A 19,475-nucleotide genomic window follows, 5' to 3' on the forward strand; every position below is an offset into this window, starting at 1 on the left:
TTCCAGGATCTGCCGTCAACACTTAATTCTGCTTTTCTATCAATAAGTTAGGATTGATTAAAAAACGAGCGCTCTTGAGAAGAACACTCTTCGTGCTTCTATATAGAGGGAATAACTCAGATGACACCTGCCGCCTTCAACGCAGCCACATTAGCTGCACCCAACCCCAGAACCCCCTGCAACACCTGAAGCGTATGCTCCCCCAATAAAGGAGGCGCACTACGGTACTCCACAGGTGTCTTGGATAAACGTATCGGACTGGCAACCTGAGGCACCATCCCCGCCAGCGCGTGAGGCAGCTCCATCGCCAAGCCCCGCGCCTTGACCTGAGGATCAGCAAATACCTGCGCCAGATCATTAATCGGTCCGCACGGCACCCCCACTCGCTCCAACCCTGCCACCCATTCAGCAGTCGTCTTGAAGACCGTAGCCTGGCGGATCAATGGAATAAGCACCGCACGATTGGCTACTCGAGCCCTGTTGGTGGAGAAACGCGGGTCATCCGCCCACTGTGGCTGCCCAGCGACTTCGGCGAATTTACGGAATTGGCTGTCATTACCCACGGTAAGAATGAAATCCCCATCGGCTGTGGGAAAGTCCTGATAGGGCACTATATTAGGATGGGCATTCCCCAGGCGCTTCGGCGACGCTCCGGTTGTCAGGTAATTCATCGCCTGGTTTGCCAGGCAAGCCACCTGTACATCCAGCAGTGCCATATCGATATGTTGGCCACCACCATCATGATCGCGATGCGCCAGCGCCGCCAGGATCGCCACGGTTGAATAGAGCCCTGTAAGGATGTCCGTCAGAGCGACGCCAACCTTGACCGGCCCGGCCCCTTCATCCCCCTCAGGCTTGCCCGTCAGACTCATGAGCCCACCCAGCCCCTGGATCATGAAGTCATAGCCGGCACGCGTTGCATAGGGCCCCGTCTGGCCAAACCCGGTGATTGAACAATAAATCAGCTCCGGGTTGGCCTCCTTGAGCGACTCATAGTCCAAGCCATAGGCTGCAAGCCCCCCGACCTTGAAGTTCTCGATCAAGATGTCCGACTTGGCAGCCAGATCGCGCACCAACTTTTGCCCCTCCGGTCGCGTGAAGTCGATAGTCACCGACTCTTTATTGCGGTTAGCCGAAAGGTAATACGCTGCCTCACTGGTGTTCTCGCCATCAGCATCTTTCAGGAAGGGCGGCCCCCAGGCGCGCGTGTCATCACCACTGCCGGGTCTTTCGACCTTGATCACCTCGGCCCCAAGGTCTGCAAGGATCTGCCCGGACCAGGGTCCCGCCAGTACTCGCGACAAATCCAGTACCCGCAGATGCGAAAGCGCGCCCATGCCCATGCTCCTATTAATAGAACGCCTGAAGACCGGTTTGTGCGCGCCCCAGAATCAAGGCATGCACGTCATGGGTCCCTTCATAGGTATTGACCACTTCCAGGTTGACCAGGTGACGCGCCACCCCGAATTCATCGGAGATGCCGTTGCCACCCAACATGTCCCGGGCCATGCGTGCGATGTCCAGGGACTTGCCACAGGAGTTGCGCTTCATGATCGAAGTAATTTCAACCGCCGCCGTACCTTCGTCTTTCATCCGGCCCAGACGCAGGCAACCTTGAAGAGCCAGGGTGATTTCGGTCTGCATATCGGCCAGCTTCTTCTGGATCAACTGCGTGGCGGCTAATGGCCGACCAAACTGCTGACGATCAAGGGTGTACTGACGCGCCGTGTGCCAACAGAACTCCGCAGCCCCCAGCGCCCCCCAGGAAATCCCGTACCGTGCCGAATTAAGGCAGGTAAAAGGACCTTTCAAACCACGCACATCCGGAAAAATATTCTCTTCTGGCACGAATACGTTATCCATGACGATTTCACCGGTGATGGAGGCCCGCAGGCCGACCTTGCCGTGAATGGCAGGTGCGCTCAGGCCTTTCCAACCTTTCTCCAGGACGAAGCCACGGATATCGCCCGCATCGTCTTTGCCCCACACCACAAACACATCCGCGATCGGACTGTTGGTGATCCACATCTTCGCGCCGGTCAGGCTATAGCCGCCATCTACTTTGCGCGCCCGGGTAATCATCGCGCCCGGGTCGGAGCCATGGTCGGGTTCGGTCAGGCCGAAGCAGCCGATCCATTCGCCAGAGGCCAGCTTCGGCAGGTACTTTTGCTTCTGCGCCTCAGTACCAAACTCATTGATCGGCACCATGACCAGTGACGACTGCACACTCATCATCGAGCGATAGCCAGAATCGACACGCTCCACTTCACGCGCAATCAACCCATAGCTGACGTAATTCAAGCCACTGCCACCGTACTGCTCGGGAATCATTGCACCCAGCAAACCGGTTTCCCCCATCTCACGGAAGATCGCTGGGTCAGTCTTTTCATGACGGAAGGCTTCGAGCACACGTGGGGCCAGCTTGTCTTGAGCAAATTGCTCAGCGCTGTCGCGCACCATGCGCTCTTCTTCGGTGAGCTGTTGATCCAGCAGCAGCGGATCGATCCAGTTGAAGCTTGCCTTGCCAGCCATGAATAAGTCCTCGCGCAAAACATCAGAAGTCGTGGATGCAGACTAGGCCGGGTCGGCCCAGAGGGCAAACGAGGTTTGCGCATAGGCTTGTGCTAATTTGTCACTTCGTAACACTCAACCAGGCCAGAAATGCGTTTTATCTGTGAGGGCAATGTACATGCGCAGAAAAATTCCCAGCACCACCGCGCTGATAAGCTTTGAAGCAGCAGCCCGTCACGAGAGCTTTACCAAGGCGGCGCAAGAGCTTTCGATCACCCAGGGCGCCATCTGCCGACAGATCGCCAGCCTAGAGGAGTTTTTAAGTGTCGAACTGTTTCGCCGCTCACGACGCGGTGTGAAGTTGACGGAGGCTGGCCTGTCTTATAGCCGCAGAGTGGCAACACAGCTAGACGCTGTGGAGCGAGACACCTTGTCCGTCATGGGCCAGCAGGGTGCCAACGTCATCGAACTGGCAGTGGTACCGACTTTTGGCACGCAATGGCTGATCCCGCGCCTCAAGGACTTTCAACGTCAGCACCCGGAAGTAACGGTCAACCTGACCAACCGCACACGCCCCTTCCTATTCGCCGACACGGAGTTCGACGCTGCGATCTATTTCGGCGATGCCGATTGGTCCGGTACAGAGTCCCACAGACTCATGGGCGAAAACCCTGTACCCGTGTGTAGCCCATGCTTACTCGATGGCCGCACGCATTTCACCCCCCAGGAGATCGCCGAATTGCCGCTGCTGCAGCAGACCACACGCCCCTATGCCTGGAGGCAATGGTTCAACGCCCGACAGCTGAACGTTCCCCGCGACATGACAGGCCCTAGATACGAGCTATTCTCGATGTTGTCCCAAGCGGCCACGCATGACATGGGGGTTGCGCTGATTCCGCCCTTCCTCATTCAGCGGGAGCTGAAGGAGCAGCAGCTGGTCATTGCCAGCAATGAAGCGTTGAGCAGCGAAAAGGCTTATTACCTGATGATTCCCGACAAAAAGGTCGAATCAGCCTCACTACACGCTTTCAGGGATTGGCTGGTCGACCAATCACAGCGCTACAGTCCCAGCACCTGAGGGAAAAATTTGATTATTGACCCTGTAGTCAGATTATTTTTAATCCTACAGATATAAATATATGTCGCATTTGAACAGACTGTACTCATCAAACAAAAATACGGCTCCAAGCCATGATTTTCATGGCTTGGAGCGACACTTACCAGCCAATAACCGACTATTCACGCCAAAGATGGAAAAAGCAGCGGAAAACAGCTGCAGCCCTTTAATTACTTGTATTTAATGAGGTTATTCCATGACGTTGCGACAATCAGTCACAGGGTGACTTGTAGTTAATTTTTCGTCACCCGTCATAATCCCTTGAAGGCCGTAAAGTTCGCCTGCAAAATGCCGCGCCCCGCTGTCATTTCAGCGGGATCGTGCTGATCGGCCGCCCCAGTTGCGCCACTCGCGGTGCACTGGCCTTTTTACAAAAAGATCAAAAGCAAAAAGATCATGCAGGAGATTTGACGTGCACATTGGTGTTCCTCTCGAAACCCAGACCGGTGAAACGCGGGTGGCTGCCACCCCGGAAACCATCAAGAAACTGATCGGCCAGGGCCATAAGGTCACTGTACAAAGCGGTGCCGGCATCAACGCCAGCATCGTCGACAGTGCCTATGAAACAGCAGGCGCAACCATTGGCAGCGCCAACGATGCATTTGGCGCCGAGCTGATCCTCAAGGTGGTTGCCCCCAGCGACAGCGAACTGGCGCTGATCAAAAGTGGCACCGTGTTGGTGGGCATGCTCAATCCGTTCAGCAACGAAACCATCGCCAAGCTCGCAGAGCGTGGCGTCACCGCCTTCGCCCTGGAAGCTGCGCCACGTACTTCACGAGCCCAAAGCCTGGACGTACTGTCCTCCCAGGCCAACATCGCCGGTTACAAGGCCGTGTTACTGGCCGCTCATCACTACCCGCGCTTCATGCCGATGCTGATGACCGCCGCCGGCACCGTAAAAGCTGCACGTGTGCTGATCCTCGGCGCCGGCGTTGCGGGCCTGCAGGCCATTGCCACGGCGAAACGCCTGGGCGCGGTGATCGAAGCGTCCGACGTACGCCCGGCGGTTAAAGAGCAGATCGAATCCCTCGGTGCGAAATTTGTCGACGTTCCCTACGAAACCGATGAAGAGCGCGAATGCGCCGTTGGTGTCGGTGGTTACGCACGCCCGATGCCGACCAGCTGGATGCAGCGCCAGGCCCTGGCTGTACACGAGCGCGCCAAACAGGCCGACATCGTTATCACCACAGCGTTGATCCCAGGCCGTAAGGCACCAACCCTGCTCAGTGCCGATACCGTGGCGCAAATGAAGCCCGGTTCGGTGGTCATTGACCTCGCCGCCGCCCAAGGCGGCAACTGCCCGCTGACCGTCGCCGACCAGGTGGTGGTGGAAAACGGCGTGATCATCTGCGGCCCGACCAACCTGGCCGGCGCTGTCGCCGCCGATGCATCGGCCTTGTATGCGCGCAACCTGCTGGACTTCCTGAAGCTGGTCTTCACCAAGGAAGGGCAGTTTGAAATCAACCTCGAAGACGACATCGTCGCCGCGTGCCTGATGTGCCGCGACGGCCAAGTCATCCGCAAAAACGCCTAAGCAGGGATTCAGACGATGGAAGAGCTTATCTCCCCCGGTATCTACAACCTGATCATCTTTGTGCTGGCGATTTATGTCGGTTATCACGTGGTCTGGAACGTAACGCCCGCGCTGCACACGCCTTTGATGGCGGTGACAAACGCGATTTCCGCGATCGTGATTGTGGGCGCCATGCTGGCCGCCGCCCTCACCGTGACGCCGTTGGGCAAGACCATGGGCACCCTGGCGGTAGCCCTGGCGGCGGTTAACGTATTCGGTGGTTTCCTGGTTACGCGCAGGATGCTTGAGATGTTCAAGAAGAAAGCGCCCAAAGCTGTGAAAGAAGAGGTGCAGAAGTAATGAGCATGAATCTGGTGACGACGCTCTACCTGATCGCGTCGATCTGCTTCATCCAGGCCCTTAAAGGCCTGTCGCACCCCACCACCTCGCGACGCGGCAACCTGTTCGGCATGCTCGGCATGGCGCTGGCGGTGCTGACCACCGTGGGCCTCATCTATAAGCTTGGGGCTGAGCTGGCCAACGCCGGTATCGGCTACGTGATCGTTGGCCTGCTGGTCGGCGGCACCGCCGGTTCGATCATGGCCAAGCGCGTTGAAATGACCAAGATGCCGGAGCTGGTGGCGTTTATGCACAGCATGATCGGCCTGGCCGCGGTGTTTATCGCGATTGCTGCGGTGGTCGAGCCGCAATCCCTGGGCATCGTCAAGCACCTGGGCGACTCGATCCCTGCCGGTAACCGCCTGGAGCTGTTCCTCGGTGCCGCCATCGGTGCTATCACCTTCTCCGGTTCGGTGATTGCGTTCGGCAAGCTGTCGGGCAAGTACAAGTTCCGTCTGTTCCAAGGCGCACCAGTACAATTCGGCGGGCAACATAAGCTCAACCTGGTGCTTGGCCTGGCAACCCTGGGCCTGGGCCTGGCGTTCATGTTCACCGGCAACCTCACCGCGTTCGCACTGATGCTGGCCCTGGCCTTCGTACTGGGTGTGCTGATCATCATCCCGATCGGCGGCGCTGACATGCCAGTAGTAGTGTCGATGCTTAACAGTTACTCCGGCTGGGCAGCGGCGGGCATTGGCTTCTCGCTGAACAACTCGATGTTGATCATCGCGGGCTCCCTGGTGGGCTCCAGCGGCGCGATCCTGTCGTACATCATGTGCAAGGCGATGAACCGCTCCTTCTTTAATGTGCTGCTGGGCGGTTTCGGCAACACAGTAGATGCCGGCGCGGCAGCCGGCTCCAAGGAAGCGCGCCCGGTGAAGTCCGGTTCGGCCGACGACGCCACCTTCTTGCTGACCAATGCCGACACGGTGATCATCGTGCCGGGCTATGGCTTGGCAGTCGCCCGGGCCCAACACGCGCTTAAAGAGCTGACTGAAAAGCTTACTCACCGCGGGGTCACTGTGAAGTACGCGATTCACCCCGTGGCGGGCCGTATGCCTGGGCATATGAACGTACTGCTGGCCGAGGCAGAAGTGCCTTACGACCAGGTGTTCGAGATGGAAGACATCAACTCCGAGTTCGGCCAGGCCGACGTAGTGCTGGTGTTGGGCGCCAACGATGTGGTCAACCCGGCTGCGAAGAACGATCCGAACTCGCCGATTGCCGGCATGCCGATCCTCGAAGCGTTCAAGGCCAAGACCATCATCGTTAACAAGCGCTCGATGGCCAGCGGCTACGCGGGCCTGGATAACGAATTGTTCTACCTGGACAAGACCATGATGGTCTTCGGCGATGCCAAGAAGGTCATCGAAGACATGGTCAAGGCCGTCGAATAACACTGCGCCAGCGCAATACCCCAAACCCTGGCCTCCCGTAGGCTGGGGTTTTTTATTACGGGATGAAACCCGACCAAAGGCTCTAAATCGCTACCTGGCATTCGACCATGGTAGCGGGCCGAAACTTTTTGAAATCACTACACTGCCCACCTTGCTTCCGTAGCCTGAGATAACAATTCATGTACCGTGATCGTATCCGCTTGCCTTCGTTGTTGAACAAGGTCATGAGCGCGGCAGAAGCCGCCGCACTGATCGAGGACGGCATGACCGTCGGCATGAGCGGCTTCACCCGCGCCGGTGAAGCCAAGGCCGTCCCCCACGCCCTGGCCGAACGCGCCAAGACTTCGCCCCTGAAAATCACCCTGATGACCGGCGCCAGCTTGGGCAATGACCTGGACAAGCAACTGACCGAAGCCGGCGTGCTGTCGCGACGCATGCCATTCCAGGTCGACAGCACCCTGCGCAAGGCGATCAACGCCGGCGAAGTCATGTTTATCGACCAGCACCTGTCGGAAACCGTCGAGCAGCTGCGCAACAACCAGCTCAAACTGCCGGACATTGCGGTGATTGAAGCCGTCGCGATCACTGAGCAAGGGCACATCGTGCCCACCACCTCCGTAGGCAACTCGGCCAGTTTCGCGATTTTTGCCAAGCAGGTAATCGTCGAGATCAACCTGGCGCACAACCCGAACCTGGAAGGTTTGCATGACATCTATATCCCGACCTACCGGCCAACCCGTACGCCGATCCCGCTGGTGAAGGTCGACGACCGCATTGGCAGCACTGCAATTCCGATCCCGCCGGAGAAGATCGTCGCCATCGTGATCACCAACCAGGCCGACTCCGCCTCCACGGTGACGCCGCCTGACAGCGACACCCAAGGCATTGCCAACCATCTGATCAACTTCCTCAAGCAAGAGGTGGACGCCGGGCGCATGACCAACAAGCTCGGTCCGCTGCAGGCGGGGATCGGCAACATTGCCAACGCGGTAATGTGTGGCTTGATCGACTCGCCGTTTGAAGACCTGACCATGTACTCGGAAGTGCTGCAGGACTCCACGTTCGACCTGATCGACGCCGGCAAGCTGAGCTTCGCCTCCGGCAGCTCGATCACCTTGTCGGAGCGACGCAACGCCGACGTATTCGGCAACCTGGAGCACTACAAGGACAAACTGGTGCTGCGCCCGCAGGAAATCTCCAACCACCCTGAAGTGGTGCGACGCCTGGGTATCATCGGTATCAACACCGCGCTGGAGTTCGATATCTACGGCAACGTCAACTCCACGCATGTGTGCGGCACGCGGATGATGAACGGCATTGGCGGCTCCGGTGACTTCGCGCGCAATGCGCACCTGGCGATCTTCGTCACAAAATCGATTGCCAAGGGCGGCGCGATTTCCAGCGTGGTACCGATGGTCAGTCATGTGGACCACACCGAGCATGACGTGGACATTCTCGTCACCGAAGTGGGCCTTGCCGATCTGCGCGGCCTGGCACCACGGGAGCGCGCACGGGTGATCATCGACAACTGTGTGCATCCGGCCTACCGCGACGCGCTCAATACCTACTTTGAGACCGCATGTGCCATCGGCGGGCACACGCCGCATATCCTGCGTGAAGCCCTCAGTTGGCACATCAATCTTGAAGAGACCGGGCATATGCTCAAGGGTTGATCGATACAGATCCGGGCTGATGCAAATACAGTTTCATCAGCCCGAAGATCCAATGGGCATCCCAGTAAAAAACTGTACTACTGTACTGGTAAAATCCTACTGAAATATCCCACGTTTTACCTCAAAAACACCCATTTCGCACCTTTAAGGTGCAGATAGGTACAGTTGCCCCATTTTCGTACCGTACAGCCTTATTAAACAGTTAACTGGCCTCTCACAATACAGGGGAACTGTATCTAGAGAGTCTTGCGCCGGAGGAGGATCATTGGCATCAGTTAAACCACTACCTAATCCCGCCACAAGCGGAAGGATGTCATCATGGAACGTACACTCAGTTCCGAACTGTTCTTCGAAGATAAAGCTGTAAACACCAACGCTTCCCTGCCTTTGCGCGTTCTCGCCAACCTGATGTTGTGGCAGCGCCGCATCTCCAGCCGCCACCAATTGGCTCGCCTGGATTCGCGTCTGCTGGCTGACGCCGGTATAAGCGAAGCTCAACGCTACGAAGAGCTGAGCAAGCCGTTCTGGCGCTAATAGGCGCCCGCTGGCCCTGACCCGCCGGGTCCACCGCCAGCACCCAGATTTATCAAAACAAAGCCCGCCCCGGGTAACCGGAGGCGGGCTTTGTTGTTTCTGCGATAGGGGCTTGAAGCCGCGGGATTTCTGCTTACCGGTACAGATTTATCAATGCAAAAAATGACAGGTACAGTTAATTGCAGGCTTCCGAATAGGCAATCGCGAGACTAATATCCACTCACCACGTGGCGAACCTTGTAGAGCGTGCGTCTGATGCTCAACAGTCCCAGTCCGTTTCGCAGTGGCCGCTTCGCGCCACCTTATTATTCGTCTACAGGAGTTTCCCCATGTCCCGTCTTCGCCTGTTATGCACTGCTGCTGTGTTGACCCTGGCTGCCAATGCCCATGCGAGCAGCTTTATCATGACCACCGACTCGATCGTCGGCGCGCTGAAAGCCACTTCCGACGCAACCTCAGATGCCACCTCCTCCCTGCGCGATAACAAAGTGGTACAGGCCGCACGTGACGACGCGGCCAGCTTTGTCGCCAGTGAAGGCGCCATCCGAGGCGTGAAGCTGGAAAGTGCCCTGGCCCACATCCGCCAACAAGCGCCGCAACTGAACACCGCAACCGATGCACAGTTGGCACAGGCCATCCTGGCGATCTGATCCACGGCAACCAGAAGGGAGCGCCAGACGCTCCCGGATGCCTGCGCGCTGGCTCTCGCCCGGGCATTGCGCTAGCCTTGGCGCTCGCTTTCAGTTGTCGAGTCCCATGGCTTTTTCATACCGTCTGTTTGTTGTCTCTATATTGTTTTCCGCCTGCTGGTCACCCCTGGCTTCGGCCCTTGATGTGTCCACCCAGAGCACCGTTGTCAGCGTGTACGCCACCAGCAAGGTGACCTCTGCACCGTTCGACAACAAGTTGGTCATGGCCGCCCAGGATGATGCTGCCACTTTCATTGCCACTGATGGCCAATGGCGGGGCGCGCGCCTGGAGTCCGCACTGGATTATCTGCGCCGCACCCAACCAAAACTTCATGCAAGCGACCTTGAACTGGCGCAAGCAATTCTCGTCCAATAATCATCTTTGTATTTGGAGTCACCGCAATGCGTAGCCCGTTGATCGTCGCCGCCCTCGGCCTGCTGTTTTTGGCCGATGTCGCCCAGGCGCAAACCTTGAAGGCCACCAGTAACATCGTCGTGCGTGCATCGGCGCGTACCATTGATTTCACCTCGGACACCACCACCTCCATCCGCGATTCCAAAATCGTGCGTGAAGCCCACGATGATGCCGCCAGTTTCGTCGCCACCAATGGCGAGATTCGCGGCGCGCAACTCGAAGCTGCCTTCGACACCCTGCGCACCCGCGTACCGCAAGCCCGTGATGCCAGTGACCAGACCCTCGCCGAAGCTATTCTCGCTCTGTGAGGCGTATCAAAGCCTGGCTCCTGGCCGGGGCTGTGCTGCTGTGTGCAACTACAGCCCAGGCCAGCCTGCAATTGCGGCTCAAGACCGATGGCTTGAGCCCGGCTGAACAGCAGGCCAGCCAGGCATTGCTCGATGATGCGATGCGCGCCTTGCCGCCACGCTTCATCGAGCAGTTGGATCGCCGCATCGATGTCGGCTGGACCGACAAGATGCCAGCAAACGCTTACGGCCAAGCCTCTCTTGTGTCCGAACTGGACTTGAACCAAAACCTGCTCGCCAGCCTGACCGACGGCAGCGCCGCCACCCAGAAAACCAATCGCCCCCACGGCACCGTGCGCCGGGAAATGCTAGCCACCGTGCTGCATGAACTGACCCACATCTATGACCGTGCGCGCCTGTGGCCCAAAGATGAACGCGCCCTGATCCAACGCTGCAGCCGCCAGAACAACATCACCGGCTTGATCGGTTTGCCCGACCAATGCCGCGGCCAGAACGACCGTCGCTTTACCCTAAGTGACGATCCGCGCCTGCTGGACCTCGCCGGCTGGCCGCAATACGTCGGCCGCCGCGGCGAACGCGAACAGCACAATAATCAGGTGGTGCGCAGCCCGGATATCTACGAAACCACCAGCCCGTTGGAGTTCGTGGCGGTCAACATGGAGTATTTCCTCCTCGACCCCAGCTACGCCTGCCGCCGCCCCGCGCTGTTCCGCTATTACAAGGAGCATTTCGGCTGGGCACCGCCCGTGCAGGACACCTGTGCCACGACCTATCCGTTCCTGAACGCCGGCAACGATTTCGCCAAGACGCCCCTGGGCCAGATTGACCCGGAACGGGTGTATGAAATCGATTACCTGCTCGCCGAGGCCAACCAGAATCTGGTCAGCCGCTGGGGCCATAGCATGCTGCGCCTGGTGATTTGCGCCCCAGGTCGCCCGCGTGGCCCGGATTGTCGGCTGGACCTGGACCGACACCTGGTGTTGTCCTACCGCGCCTTCGTCGGTGACGTACAGTTGTCGAGCTGGGACGGCCTGGTGGGCAAGTACCCATCACGACTGTTCGTACTGCCGCTGGCCCAGGTCATCGACGAATACACCAAGACCGAACTGCGTGGCCTCGCGTCGGTGCCGCTGAAGCTCAATCGCCAGGAAATCAACGACACCGTCGAACATGCCGCTGAAATGCACTGGAGCTATGACGGCAACTACTTCTTCATCTCCAACAACTGTGCGGTGGAGAGCCTGAAACTGTTGCGCAGTGGCAGTGCCAACCCGCAATTGACCGGCCTGGACAACATCACCCCCAACGGTTTGCTCGAAGTCCTCAGCGCGCGCGGCCTGGCCGACACCAGCGTGTTGAATGACAAACGCGAGGCGCTGCGCCTGGGGTATCACTTCGACTCGTTCCGCGAGCGTTACCAGGCCATGTTCGATGTGCTGCGCAAGCGCCTGCCGATCAAGCAGACCCAGGTCGAAGACTGGTTGGCCCTGGATGCGCAAGCGCGTCGCCAGTGGTTCAGCCAGGCCGACCTGCGCACCAGCGCCGCGCTGCTGCTGCTGGAGCAGGCCAGCTATCGCAGGCAGCTGATGCTCGCCCAGGATGAAGTCAAGCAGCGCTACCTCAATGCCCGCGAGTTGAAAAACGGCGGCATGGAGAAAGCCAACAACACGCTGCAACAGATCCTCGCCAACAGTGGCTTCCTCAGTCGCCCGGCCGAGTTGCTGGACAGTGGCGGCTATGGCCTGCCGCAGCCTTCGGAAGCCAAGCGCCTGGAATCGGAAAGCGCCGAGCGCCAGAAGCAACTGCAATCGTTGACCGGCGAGCTGGATAAAGAGGTGAGGGCGCTGCTCGATCCGTCCCGCGCTGCCGAGATTGCGGCCAGTGAAGCCAATCTCAAGCAGCTGGGCGAGCATCTGCGTGCGCTGCATAAAGCGGCTGGTGGCCTGGAACTGCCCTAAAGACTTAGCGGTACACACAATCAAATTGTGGCAGGGGGCTTGCTCCCGATAGCCTTGGTTCAGTCAATATCTTCAGTGACTGATACACCGCTATCGGGAGCAAACCCCCTCCCACATTTTTATCTGCATAAGTCTCATGACCGTGCGTCCCGTCTTTTCCCGGCGAAAGCTGGCTGAAAGCTTCCCCGTCTAGGATCGCCCTCACTGCCGGCAACAGACCGGCTGTTAACAACAACAATGGTGATTCCCGATGTCCGCTCGTACCCGCCTGTTCGCTGCAACTCCACCCGTACGTCTCGTGCCTTTCGTTCTGCGCTGACCCTCGACCGGTCTGCCATTCCCTAGCCGCGCTACGCCTGGAGTATCCCTATGCTGACTTTCCTTGGCTTTGCCATGGTCATCACGTTCATGTTCCTGATCATGACCAAGCGCCTGTCCGCGCTGATCGCCCTGATCATCGTGCCCATCCTATTCGCGTTGTTCGGCGGTTTCGCGCCGAAGATTGGCCCGATGATGCTTGAAGGCATCACCAAGCTCGCGCCGACCGGCGTGATGCTGATGTTCGCCATCCTCTACTTTGCCTTGATGATCGACTCCGGCCTGTTTGACCCAGCCGTGCGCAAGATCCTCAAGATGGTCAAGGGCGACCCGCTGAAGGTCTCGGTCGGCACTGCCGTGCTGGCCCTGGTGGTATCCCTGGACGGTGACGGCGCCACTACCTACATGATCTGCGTCGCCGCCATGCTGCCGCTTTACCAACGCATCGGCATGAGCCCACGAATCATGGCGGGCCTGATCATTCTCGCCGGTGGCGTGATGAACATGACCCCTTGGGGTGGCCCGACGGCCCGCGCTGCCAGTGCGTTGCATGTGGACCCCTCGGACATCTTCGTGCCGATGATCCCGGCCATGGCCGCCGGCGTCGTGGCGATCCTGGTGATTGCCTACATGTACGGCAAGCGCGAGCGTGCGCGCCTGGGTGAACTGCACCTGCAGGGCGACGAGATCGACCACAGCGAAATCAGCGTGTCGCAGTTCCCTGACGCTCGCCGTCCGAAGTTGATCTGGTTCAACGGCGCCCTGACCCTGGCGCTGATGTGCACCCTGATCGCCGGCTTGTTGCCGCTGCCAGTGCTGTTCATGGTGGCGTTCAGTATCGCGATGATCGTCAACTACCCGTGCCTGCAACAGCAGAAAGACCGCGTCGCGGCCCACGCCGGCAGCGTGTTGGCGGTGGTGGGGCTGATCTTCGCCGCGGGCATTTTCACTGGCATCCTGTCAGGCACCGGCATGGTCGACGCCATGTCCAAGAGCCTGCTGGCGGTCATCCCCGAGGCCATGGGTCCGTACCTGGCGGTGATCACCGCGCTGGTGAGCATGCCGTTCACCTTCTTCATGTCCAACGATGCGTTCTATTACGGCGTACTGCCGGTACTGGCCGAAGCTGCCAGCCACTACGGCATCACCGCCGTGGAAATGGCCCGCGCGTCGATTGTCGGGCAACCGGTACACTTGCTCAGCCCGCTGGTACCCTCCACTTACCTGCTGGTGGCCCTGGCCGGTATCGAGTTCGGCGATCATCAGCGCTTCACCCTCAAGTGGGCAGTGCTGGTATGCCTGTGCATAATGTTCGCCGCACTGCTGATGGGGATTTTTCCGCTGTTCAGCACTCTATAATCGTACTGACTCACCGCGCGGCGCTACAGCTTGCGCGGTTTAACACTTGCTCAAAGGAATACACATGGAATGGCTGACCAATCCGGAAATCTGGATTGCCTTCTTCACCCTGACGGCCCTCGAGATCGTCCTGGGCATCGATAACATCATCATGATTTCGATCCTGGTCAGCCGTATGCCCAAGCATATGCAGGCGCGCACCCGGATCTTCGGGCTGGCGCTGGCCATGGTCACGCGCATCCTGTTGCTGCTGTCGATCACCTGGGTCATGCAACTGACCGCGGACCTGTTCGTGGTGCTTGGCCAGGGTATTTCCGGCCGTGACTTGATCCTGTTCTTCGGCGGCCTGTTCCTGCTGTGGAAAAGCTCTCAGGAGATGTACCACGCCCTGGAAGGCGAAGATGAAACCCACGACGAGCCCAAGGGCGCCGGTGGCAAGTTCATCTACACCATCATCCAGATCGCGATCATCGACATCGTGTTCTCTCTCGACTCGGTGATCACCGCCGTCGGCATGGTTTCCCACGTACCGGTCATGGTTGCCGCGATCATCGTTGCGGTATTGGTGATGATGCTGGCCGCCGGCACCATCAGCGAGTTCATCGACAAGCACCCGTCGCTGAAAATGTTGGCGCTGTCGTTCCTGCTGGTGGTGGGTACCGTGCTGATCGCCGAATCCTTCGATGTGCACGTGCCAAAAGGCTACGTCTACTTCGCCATGGCGTTCTCCCTGGCAGTGGAAGCGGTGAACATCAAGATGCGCACCGCCATGGCGAAAAAGAAAAAACAGCAGGATCCGGTGAAACTGCGTAAGGACATGCCGGGTCAATAAACATGACTCCGCTGCTGAAATGGGGCGCTTGCGCCCCATTTTTTTCATCTGCAAAAAGCTGATTTCATGACAGTTTTGTTTCAATCGCCACTTTAGCTATGCGATGCTGGCGCAGAGCCCATTCGCCAACTACAGCTTAAGTACAAGACGTAGAGCGGCACGCGGCAATTTTCCTTCGCTCCTGCTGGAGCGCACCCACACGGGGGGCCGAGCATGCTGACCTTGCTCAATCTGCTTTCCGCCGTGACCCTGCTTATCTGGGGCACGCATATCGTCCGTACCGGCATCCTGCGGGTCTACGGGTCCAATTTGCGCCAAGTCATCGGGCAGAACATGTCCAAGCGCTGGCTGGCCTTTGTCGCCGGTATCCTGGTGACGGCCATGGTGCAAAGCAGTAACGCTACCGCGATGCTGGTGACGTCCTTTGTCGGCCAAGGGCTGATGAGCCTCACGCCGGCCTTGGCCACCATGCTTGGCGCCGACGTCGGTACTGCGTTGATGGCCCGGGTGCTGACTTTCGACTTGTCCTGGCTGTCGCCGCTGCTGATCTTCCTCGGGGTGATTTTCTTCCTGTCGCGCAAACAGACGCGCGCCGGGCAACTGGGCCGGGTCGGAATCGGCTTGGGGCTGATCATCCTCGCGCTGCAATTGATCGTCGAAGCCGCCGGGCCGATTACCCATGCCCAGGGTGTCAAAGTCATCTTCGCCTCGCTGACCGGCGATATCTTGCTGGACGCCCTGGTCGGCGCGCTGTTCGCCATGATTTCCTACTCCAGCCTTGCGGCTGTGCTACTCACCGCAACCCTGGCCGGTGCCGGCGTGATCGGGTTGCATGTGGCTATCGGCCTGGTGATCGGCGCCAACATCGGCAGCGGCGTACTGGCCTTCCTCAGCACCAGCATGCAAAACACTGCCGGGCGCCAAGTGGCCCTGGGCAGCCTGTTGTACAAATTGATCGGCCTGTTGCTGATCATTCCTGTGCTTGACCCACTCGTCCTCTGGATGGACGGCCTGGACTACAGCGCCCAAGGCATGGTCATCACCTTCCACCTGCTCTACAACGTCACGCGCTGCTTGATTCTACTGCCCACCATTGGCCCTATGGCGCGACTGTGCGCCTGGCTGCTGCCCGAGCGCGAAGAAACCAATGGCAAGGCCAAACCTCGCCACCTTGACCTGGCCGCGCTCACCACGCCGAGCCTGGCCCTGGCCAACGCCGCGCGAGAAACCCTGCGCCTGGGCGACCTGATCGACAATATGCTCACTTCGATGCAAGAGGTCCTGCGCGGCAATCAAACTGCAATCACCCAGCAAATGCGCAGCCTCAGCGATGACGTCGAGGCGCTCTACAGCGCGATCAAGCTCTACCTCGCGCAAATGCCCCGTGAAGACCTCGGCGAACAAGACAACCGCCGTTGGGCAGAAATCATCGAGCTGTCGATCAACCTGAAACTGGCGGGTGACCTGATCGAGCGCATGCTGCGTAAAGTCCAGCAGCAGAAAACCTCGCAGCGCCGACAATTTTCCGAAGTAGGCCTGGAAGAACTCAGCGGCCTGCACAGCCAGTTGATTGCCAACCTGCGCCTGGGGCTCTCGGTGTTCCTCAGCGGCGACCCGGAAAGCGCCCGTCAATTACTGCGTGAAAAACGCCGCTTTCGCGCCCAGGAGCGTCGCCTGGCCCACGCACACGTCAGCCGCCTGCAACGCAAGATCGTGCAGAGCCTGGAGACCAGCTCACTGCATCTGGAGCTGATTGCCGACATGAAACGCTTGAATTCGTTGTTTTGTAGCAGCGCTTATGTAGTGTTGGAAACATCCGACACTGGCGCACTCTCCGCCGAAGATATTGCCGACATCACCCATTCACCCTGAACGTACGACGGCGAGTGAAGTCAGTTAACAATGGACCTCATTCGCCAGGAAGCTCGTTATGCGTCGCCTGTTACTCGCCTGCCTGCTCCTGGGCTCGGCACATACTTTTGCCTTTGACCGCCTGCAAGTCGAAGGCTATACCTTGCCCAACGGCCTGCAACTGCTGCTCAAGCCGGGCACCGAACGCGGGCACGTAGCGATTCGCCTGGTGGTGGGCGTGGGCCTGGATGACTTCGGCTGCGAAGACAAGGAACTGCCGCACCTGCTCGAACACTTGCTGTTCAGCGGTATCGACGGTGGCGGAGAGGGCGATCTGGAAGACCGCATGCAAGCCCTGGGCGGCGAGTGGAACGCCTACACCAGCAACGCCGACACCACTTTCGTGATCGAGGCCCCTGCGCAAAACCAACGCAAGGTACTGGACCTGTTACTGGCCATCTTCACCCGCACGCAACTAACCGACGCCAATATCGATGCGGCCAAGCGGGTGGTCGAACGTGAAGACGGGGGCCATTACTCCCATTTGCAACGCCTGCTGGACCGCCAGGACCTCGGCCACAACGCCAGCAACCAACTGGCTGTCGAGCTGGGCCTCAAATGCGCCGAACGCGCCGAGGCCAATCACCTGACCCGCGATCAGCTGGAAGCGGTGCGCAAGAACTGGTACGCGCCGAACAACATGACCCTGATCATCGTCGGTGACCTCGACAAACTGCTGCCCGCCTATCTGGAACGCACCTACGGCCAACTCGACCCGGTGGAGCCCAGCGAACATCGGCCGCTGCCGGAAATACGGCACACTGCCGCCAGCCACCGCGACCTGATCCACGGCTGGGTCGGCGATGGCGCCAAGCTGCACTGGCTGTTCCCCGAGCCGGTACTGGATGACCAGCATGACGAAACCTACGACCTGCTCAAGGATTACCTGGACTGGGCGCTGTACCGGCAACTGCGCCTCAAGCACGGCTTGTCCTACGGCCCCTGGACTGAGCGCGAAGTGCTCGGCGGTGTCGGTTTCCTGAGCCTGAACGCCGACCTCGAACGGGAAAATCTCCCTGAAGCGGAGCACGTCCTGCAAGACCTCAAGGCACAACTGCTCAAGGATGGGCTGGACCCAACGGCATTTGCCCGACTGCAACACGCGGCTATCGCGCGCCAAGCCTGGGCTGTGCAGGGCAACAGCGCGCTGGCGGACTATTATTGGAGTGCTTCCGGTGACTACGCCGATGGTCATTTCAGCGACCCGGTCAAACGCATCAAGGCCGTGAGCCTGGCGCAAACCAACCAGGCCATGCGCGAAGTGCTCAAGCAACCGGGCTATTGGCGCATCGAGAAGCCACTGTTGAGCTATGACGCCCTGACGTGGATCGGTGCGGGCGTGCTGGGGCTGATCGTCATAGTGTTGATTGGCGTTCGGCGTTATCGCAAACGGATCGTGGAATGAGGCACCGGACCCAGGGCTAAGACGTTATTCTGTCTGGGATTTTTCATATAAAGACTGCGAACCGCCGATGCCAAACCTGACCCACTTAATCCAGCGCATCCTCGAACTGATGAAGCGCTACCCAGGGGTAATCGCACTCGGCGGTTTCATCTCGGGCGTGGGCAGCTTTATCCTGGTGGACCGCCAGCAGGGCATGGCCAGCTGGATCGCAGTCATCATGCTGGTGAGCTGGCTGTGGCTGATGCTGGAAAACAGCTTCACGCAGCTGTTCACCAAGCTCTTCAAGCGTGAAATCCCCGAACCGCTGCTGCGCTACGCCACCCAGATGATCCACCAGGAAAGTCTGTTTTTCGTACTGCCGTTCTTCTTCATCACCACAGCCTGGAACAGCGGCCAATCGGTGTTTACCGGCCTGCTCGGCGCGGCCGCGCTGGTGTCGATCATCGACCCGCTGTACTACAAGTGGCTGGCGCCCAAGCGTTCACTGTTCCTCGCGCTGCATACCCTGACCTTATTCGCCGCACTGTTGACCGCGTTGCCGATCATCCTGCACCTGACCACTGCCGAGAGCTACAAACTGGCACTGGGCGTGGCGATGGCCTTGTCGATTCCCAGCCTGGCCGTCAGCCTGCCGCTGCGCAGTCTCAAAGGCTGGGCGATGCTGCTGGGCGTCACCGCCGCCATCGGCTGCGCCGGCTGGTTCCTGCGCAGCTGGGTGCCGCCCGCTACCCTGTGGATGACCGAAGTGGCGATCAGCACCCAGCTGCAAGACCGCACACCTGGCGACCACCTCAAGGAAGTCACTGCCGCCCAGTTGCGCAGTGGTGGGCTGTACGCCTACACCGCGATCAACGCACCGCGCGGGCTGGATGAGCGGATCTACCATGTGTGGAAATTCAATGGCCAGGAAGTCGACCGCATTGCCCTGGATATCCATGGCGGTCGCAAGGAGGGTTACCGCGCCTGGACTCACAAGCAGAATTTCCCGGGTGACTCGGCAGGGCGTTGGCAGGTGCAGGTGCTGACCGAAGACGGGCAAGTCATCGGTGTATTGCGCTTCAAGGTGATAGACACAGCACAAGCGGACAACCCAAAGTAGGCGAGTGTGTGCTATTACGTAGCCATTGTGGATAGCC

At 59.1% G+C, this 19,475-nt stretch carries 17 protein-coding genes; 15 read left to right on the plus strand and 2 right to left on the minus strand.

All coding sequences use genetic code 11. The features are described 5' to 3' along the window. Positions 1–116: 116 nt before the first annotated feature. Positions 117–1,337: a CaiB/BaiF CoA transferase family protein gene (locus QZR30_RS03615; RefSeq protein WP_056847558.1), complete on the minus strand. Its 1,221-nt coding sequence runs from the start codon at positions 1,335–1,337 to the stop codon at positions 117–119. Between the two features lie 13 nt (positions 1,338–1,350). Continuing rightward, complete coding sequence (locus QZR30_RS03620) at positions 1,351–2,532, minus strand: acyl-CoA dehydrogenase (protein ID WP_046070301.1); 1,182 nt, start codon at positions 2,530–2,532, stop codon at positions 1,351–1,353. 157 nt (positions 2,533–2,689) lie between these two features. Between QZR30_RS03620 and QZR30_RS03625 the strand changes: the two genes are divergently transcribed. The 15 genes from QZR30_RS03625 (at position 2,690) to QZR30_RS03695 (ending at position 19,438) form a co-directional block, all read left to right on the plus strand. After that, on the plus strand, positions 2,690–3,589 hold the full coding sequence (locus tag QZR30_RS03625; RefSeq protein WP_056847562.1) for a LysR family transcriptional regulator: 900 nt from the start codon (positions 2,690–2,692) through the stop codon (positions 3,587–3,589). A gap of 451 nt (positions 3,590–4,040) precedes the next feature. Then, positions 4,041–5,162, plus strand: coding sequence for a Re/Si-specific NAD(P)(+) transhydrogenase subunit alpha (locus QZR30_RS03630; protein ID WP_046070300.1), 1,122 nt, complete (start codon positions 4,041–4,043; stop codon positions 5,160–5,162). Positions 5,163–5,177: 15 nt separating this feature from the next. Continuing rightward, a complete protein-coding gene (locus tag QZR30_RS03635) occupies positions 5,178–5,501 on the plus strand; it encodes an NAD(P) transhydrogenase subunit alpha (RefSeq protein WP_005783507.1) in 324 nt (107 codons plus the stop codon). Further along, positions 5,501–6,937 (plus strand): NAD(P)(+) transhydrogenase (Re/Si-specific) subunit beta, encoded by a 1,437-nt coding sequence (locus tag QZR30_RS03640; RefSeq protein ID WP_311902945.1) that lies wholly within the window; start codon positions 5,501–5,503, stop codon positions 6,935–6,937. Before QZR30_RS03635 ends, QZR30_RS03640 begins: the two co-directional genes overlap by 1 nt. Before the next feature lie 179 nt (positions 6,938–7,116). Beyond that, a complete protein-coding gene (locus tag QZR30_RS03645) occupies positions 7,117–8,610 on the plus strand; it encodes an acetyl-CoA hydrolase/transferase family protein (RefSeq protein WP_311902946.1) in 1,494 nt (497 codons plus the stop codon). A gap of 318 nt (positions 8,611–8,928) precedes the next feature. Further along, positions 8,929–9,144 carry a DUF1127 domain-containing protein gene (locus QZR30_RS03650; RefSeq protein WP_043048367.1) on the plus strand — a complete coding sequence of 72 codons (216 nt, stop codon included), beginning with the start codon at positions 8,929–8,931 and terminating at the stop codon, positions 9,142–9,144. Positions 9,145–9,473: 329 nt separating this feature from the next. Continuing rightward, positions 9,474–9,794 (plus strand): DUF2388 domain-containing protein, encoded by a 321-nt coding sequence (locus tag QZR30_RS03655; RefSeq protein WP_056847557.1) that lies wholly within the window; start codon positions 9,474–9,476, stop codon positions 9,792–9,794. Positions 9,795–9,900: 106 nt separating this feature from the next. Continuing rightward, the gene (locus QZR30_RS03660; protein WP_046070296.1) at positions 9,901–10,209 is read left to right on the plus strand and encodes a DUF2388 domain-containing protein; all 309 of its coding nucleotides are present in this window, start codon (positions 9,901–9,903) and stop codon (positions 10,207–10,209) included. 26 nt (positions 10,210–10,235) lie between these two features. Beyond that, a complete protein-coding gene (locus QZR30_RS03665; protein WP_043048363.1) occupies positions 10,236–10,556 on the plus strand; it encodes a DUF2388 domain-containing protein in 321 nt (106 codons plus the stop codon). Continuing rightward, entirely contained in the window at positions 10,553–12,514 is a 1,962-nt protein-coding gene (locus tag QZR30_RS03670; RefSeq protein WP_068965893.1) for a DUF7844 domain-containing protein, read from the plus strand. Before QZR30_RS03665 ends, QZR30_RS03670 begins: the two co-directional genes overlap by 4 nt. A gap of 369 nt (positions 12,515–12,883) precedes the next feature. Further along, positions 12,884–14,191: a CitMHS family transporter gene (locus QZR30_RS03675; RefSeq protein ID WP_003187405.1), complete on the plus strand. Its 1,308-nt coding sequence runs from the start codon at positions 12,884–12,886 to the stop codon at positions 14,189–14,191. Between the two features lie 64 nt (positions 14,192–14,255). After that, complete coding sequence (locus QZR30_RS03680) at positions 14,256–15,023, plus strand: TerC family protein (RefSeq protein WP_046070294.1); 768 nt, start codon at positions 14,256–14,258, stop codon at positions 15,021–15,023. 213 nt (positions 15,024–15,236) lie between these two features. Further along, positions 15,237–16,895, plus strand: a complete 1,659-nt coding sequence (locus QZR30_RS03685; protein WP_056847553.1) for a Na/Pi cotransporter family protein — start codon at positions 15,237–15,239, stop codon at positions 16,893–16,895. Positions 16,896–16,953: 58 nt separating this feature from the next. Continuing rightward, positions 16,954–18,339, plus strand: coding sequence for a M16 family metallopeptidase (locus QZR30_RS03690; protein ID WP_068965889.1), 1,386 nt, complete (start codon positions 16,954–16,956; stop codon positions 18,337–18,339). A gap of 67 nt (positions 18,340–18,406) precedes the next feature. Then, positions 18,407–19,438 carry a DUF5924 family protein gene (locus QZR30_RS03695; RefSeq protein ID WP_043048357.1) on the plus strand — a complete coding sequence of 344 codons (1,032 nt, stop codon included), beginning with the start codon at positions 18,407–18,409 and terminating at the stop codon, positions 19,436–19,438. Positions 19,439–19,475 lie beyond the last annotated feature (37 nt).

Origin of the sequence: Pseudomonas sp. rhizo25 (assembly GCF_031931935.1) — a bacterium.
GTDB classification, from domain to species: Bacteria; Pseudomonadota; Gammaproteobacteria; order Pseudomonadales; family Pseudomonadaceae; genus Aquipseudomonas; species Aquipseudomonas synxantha.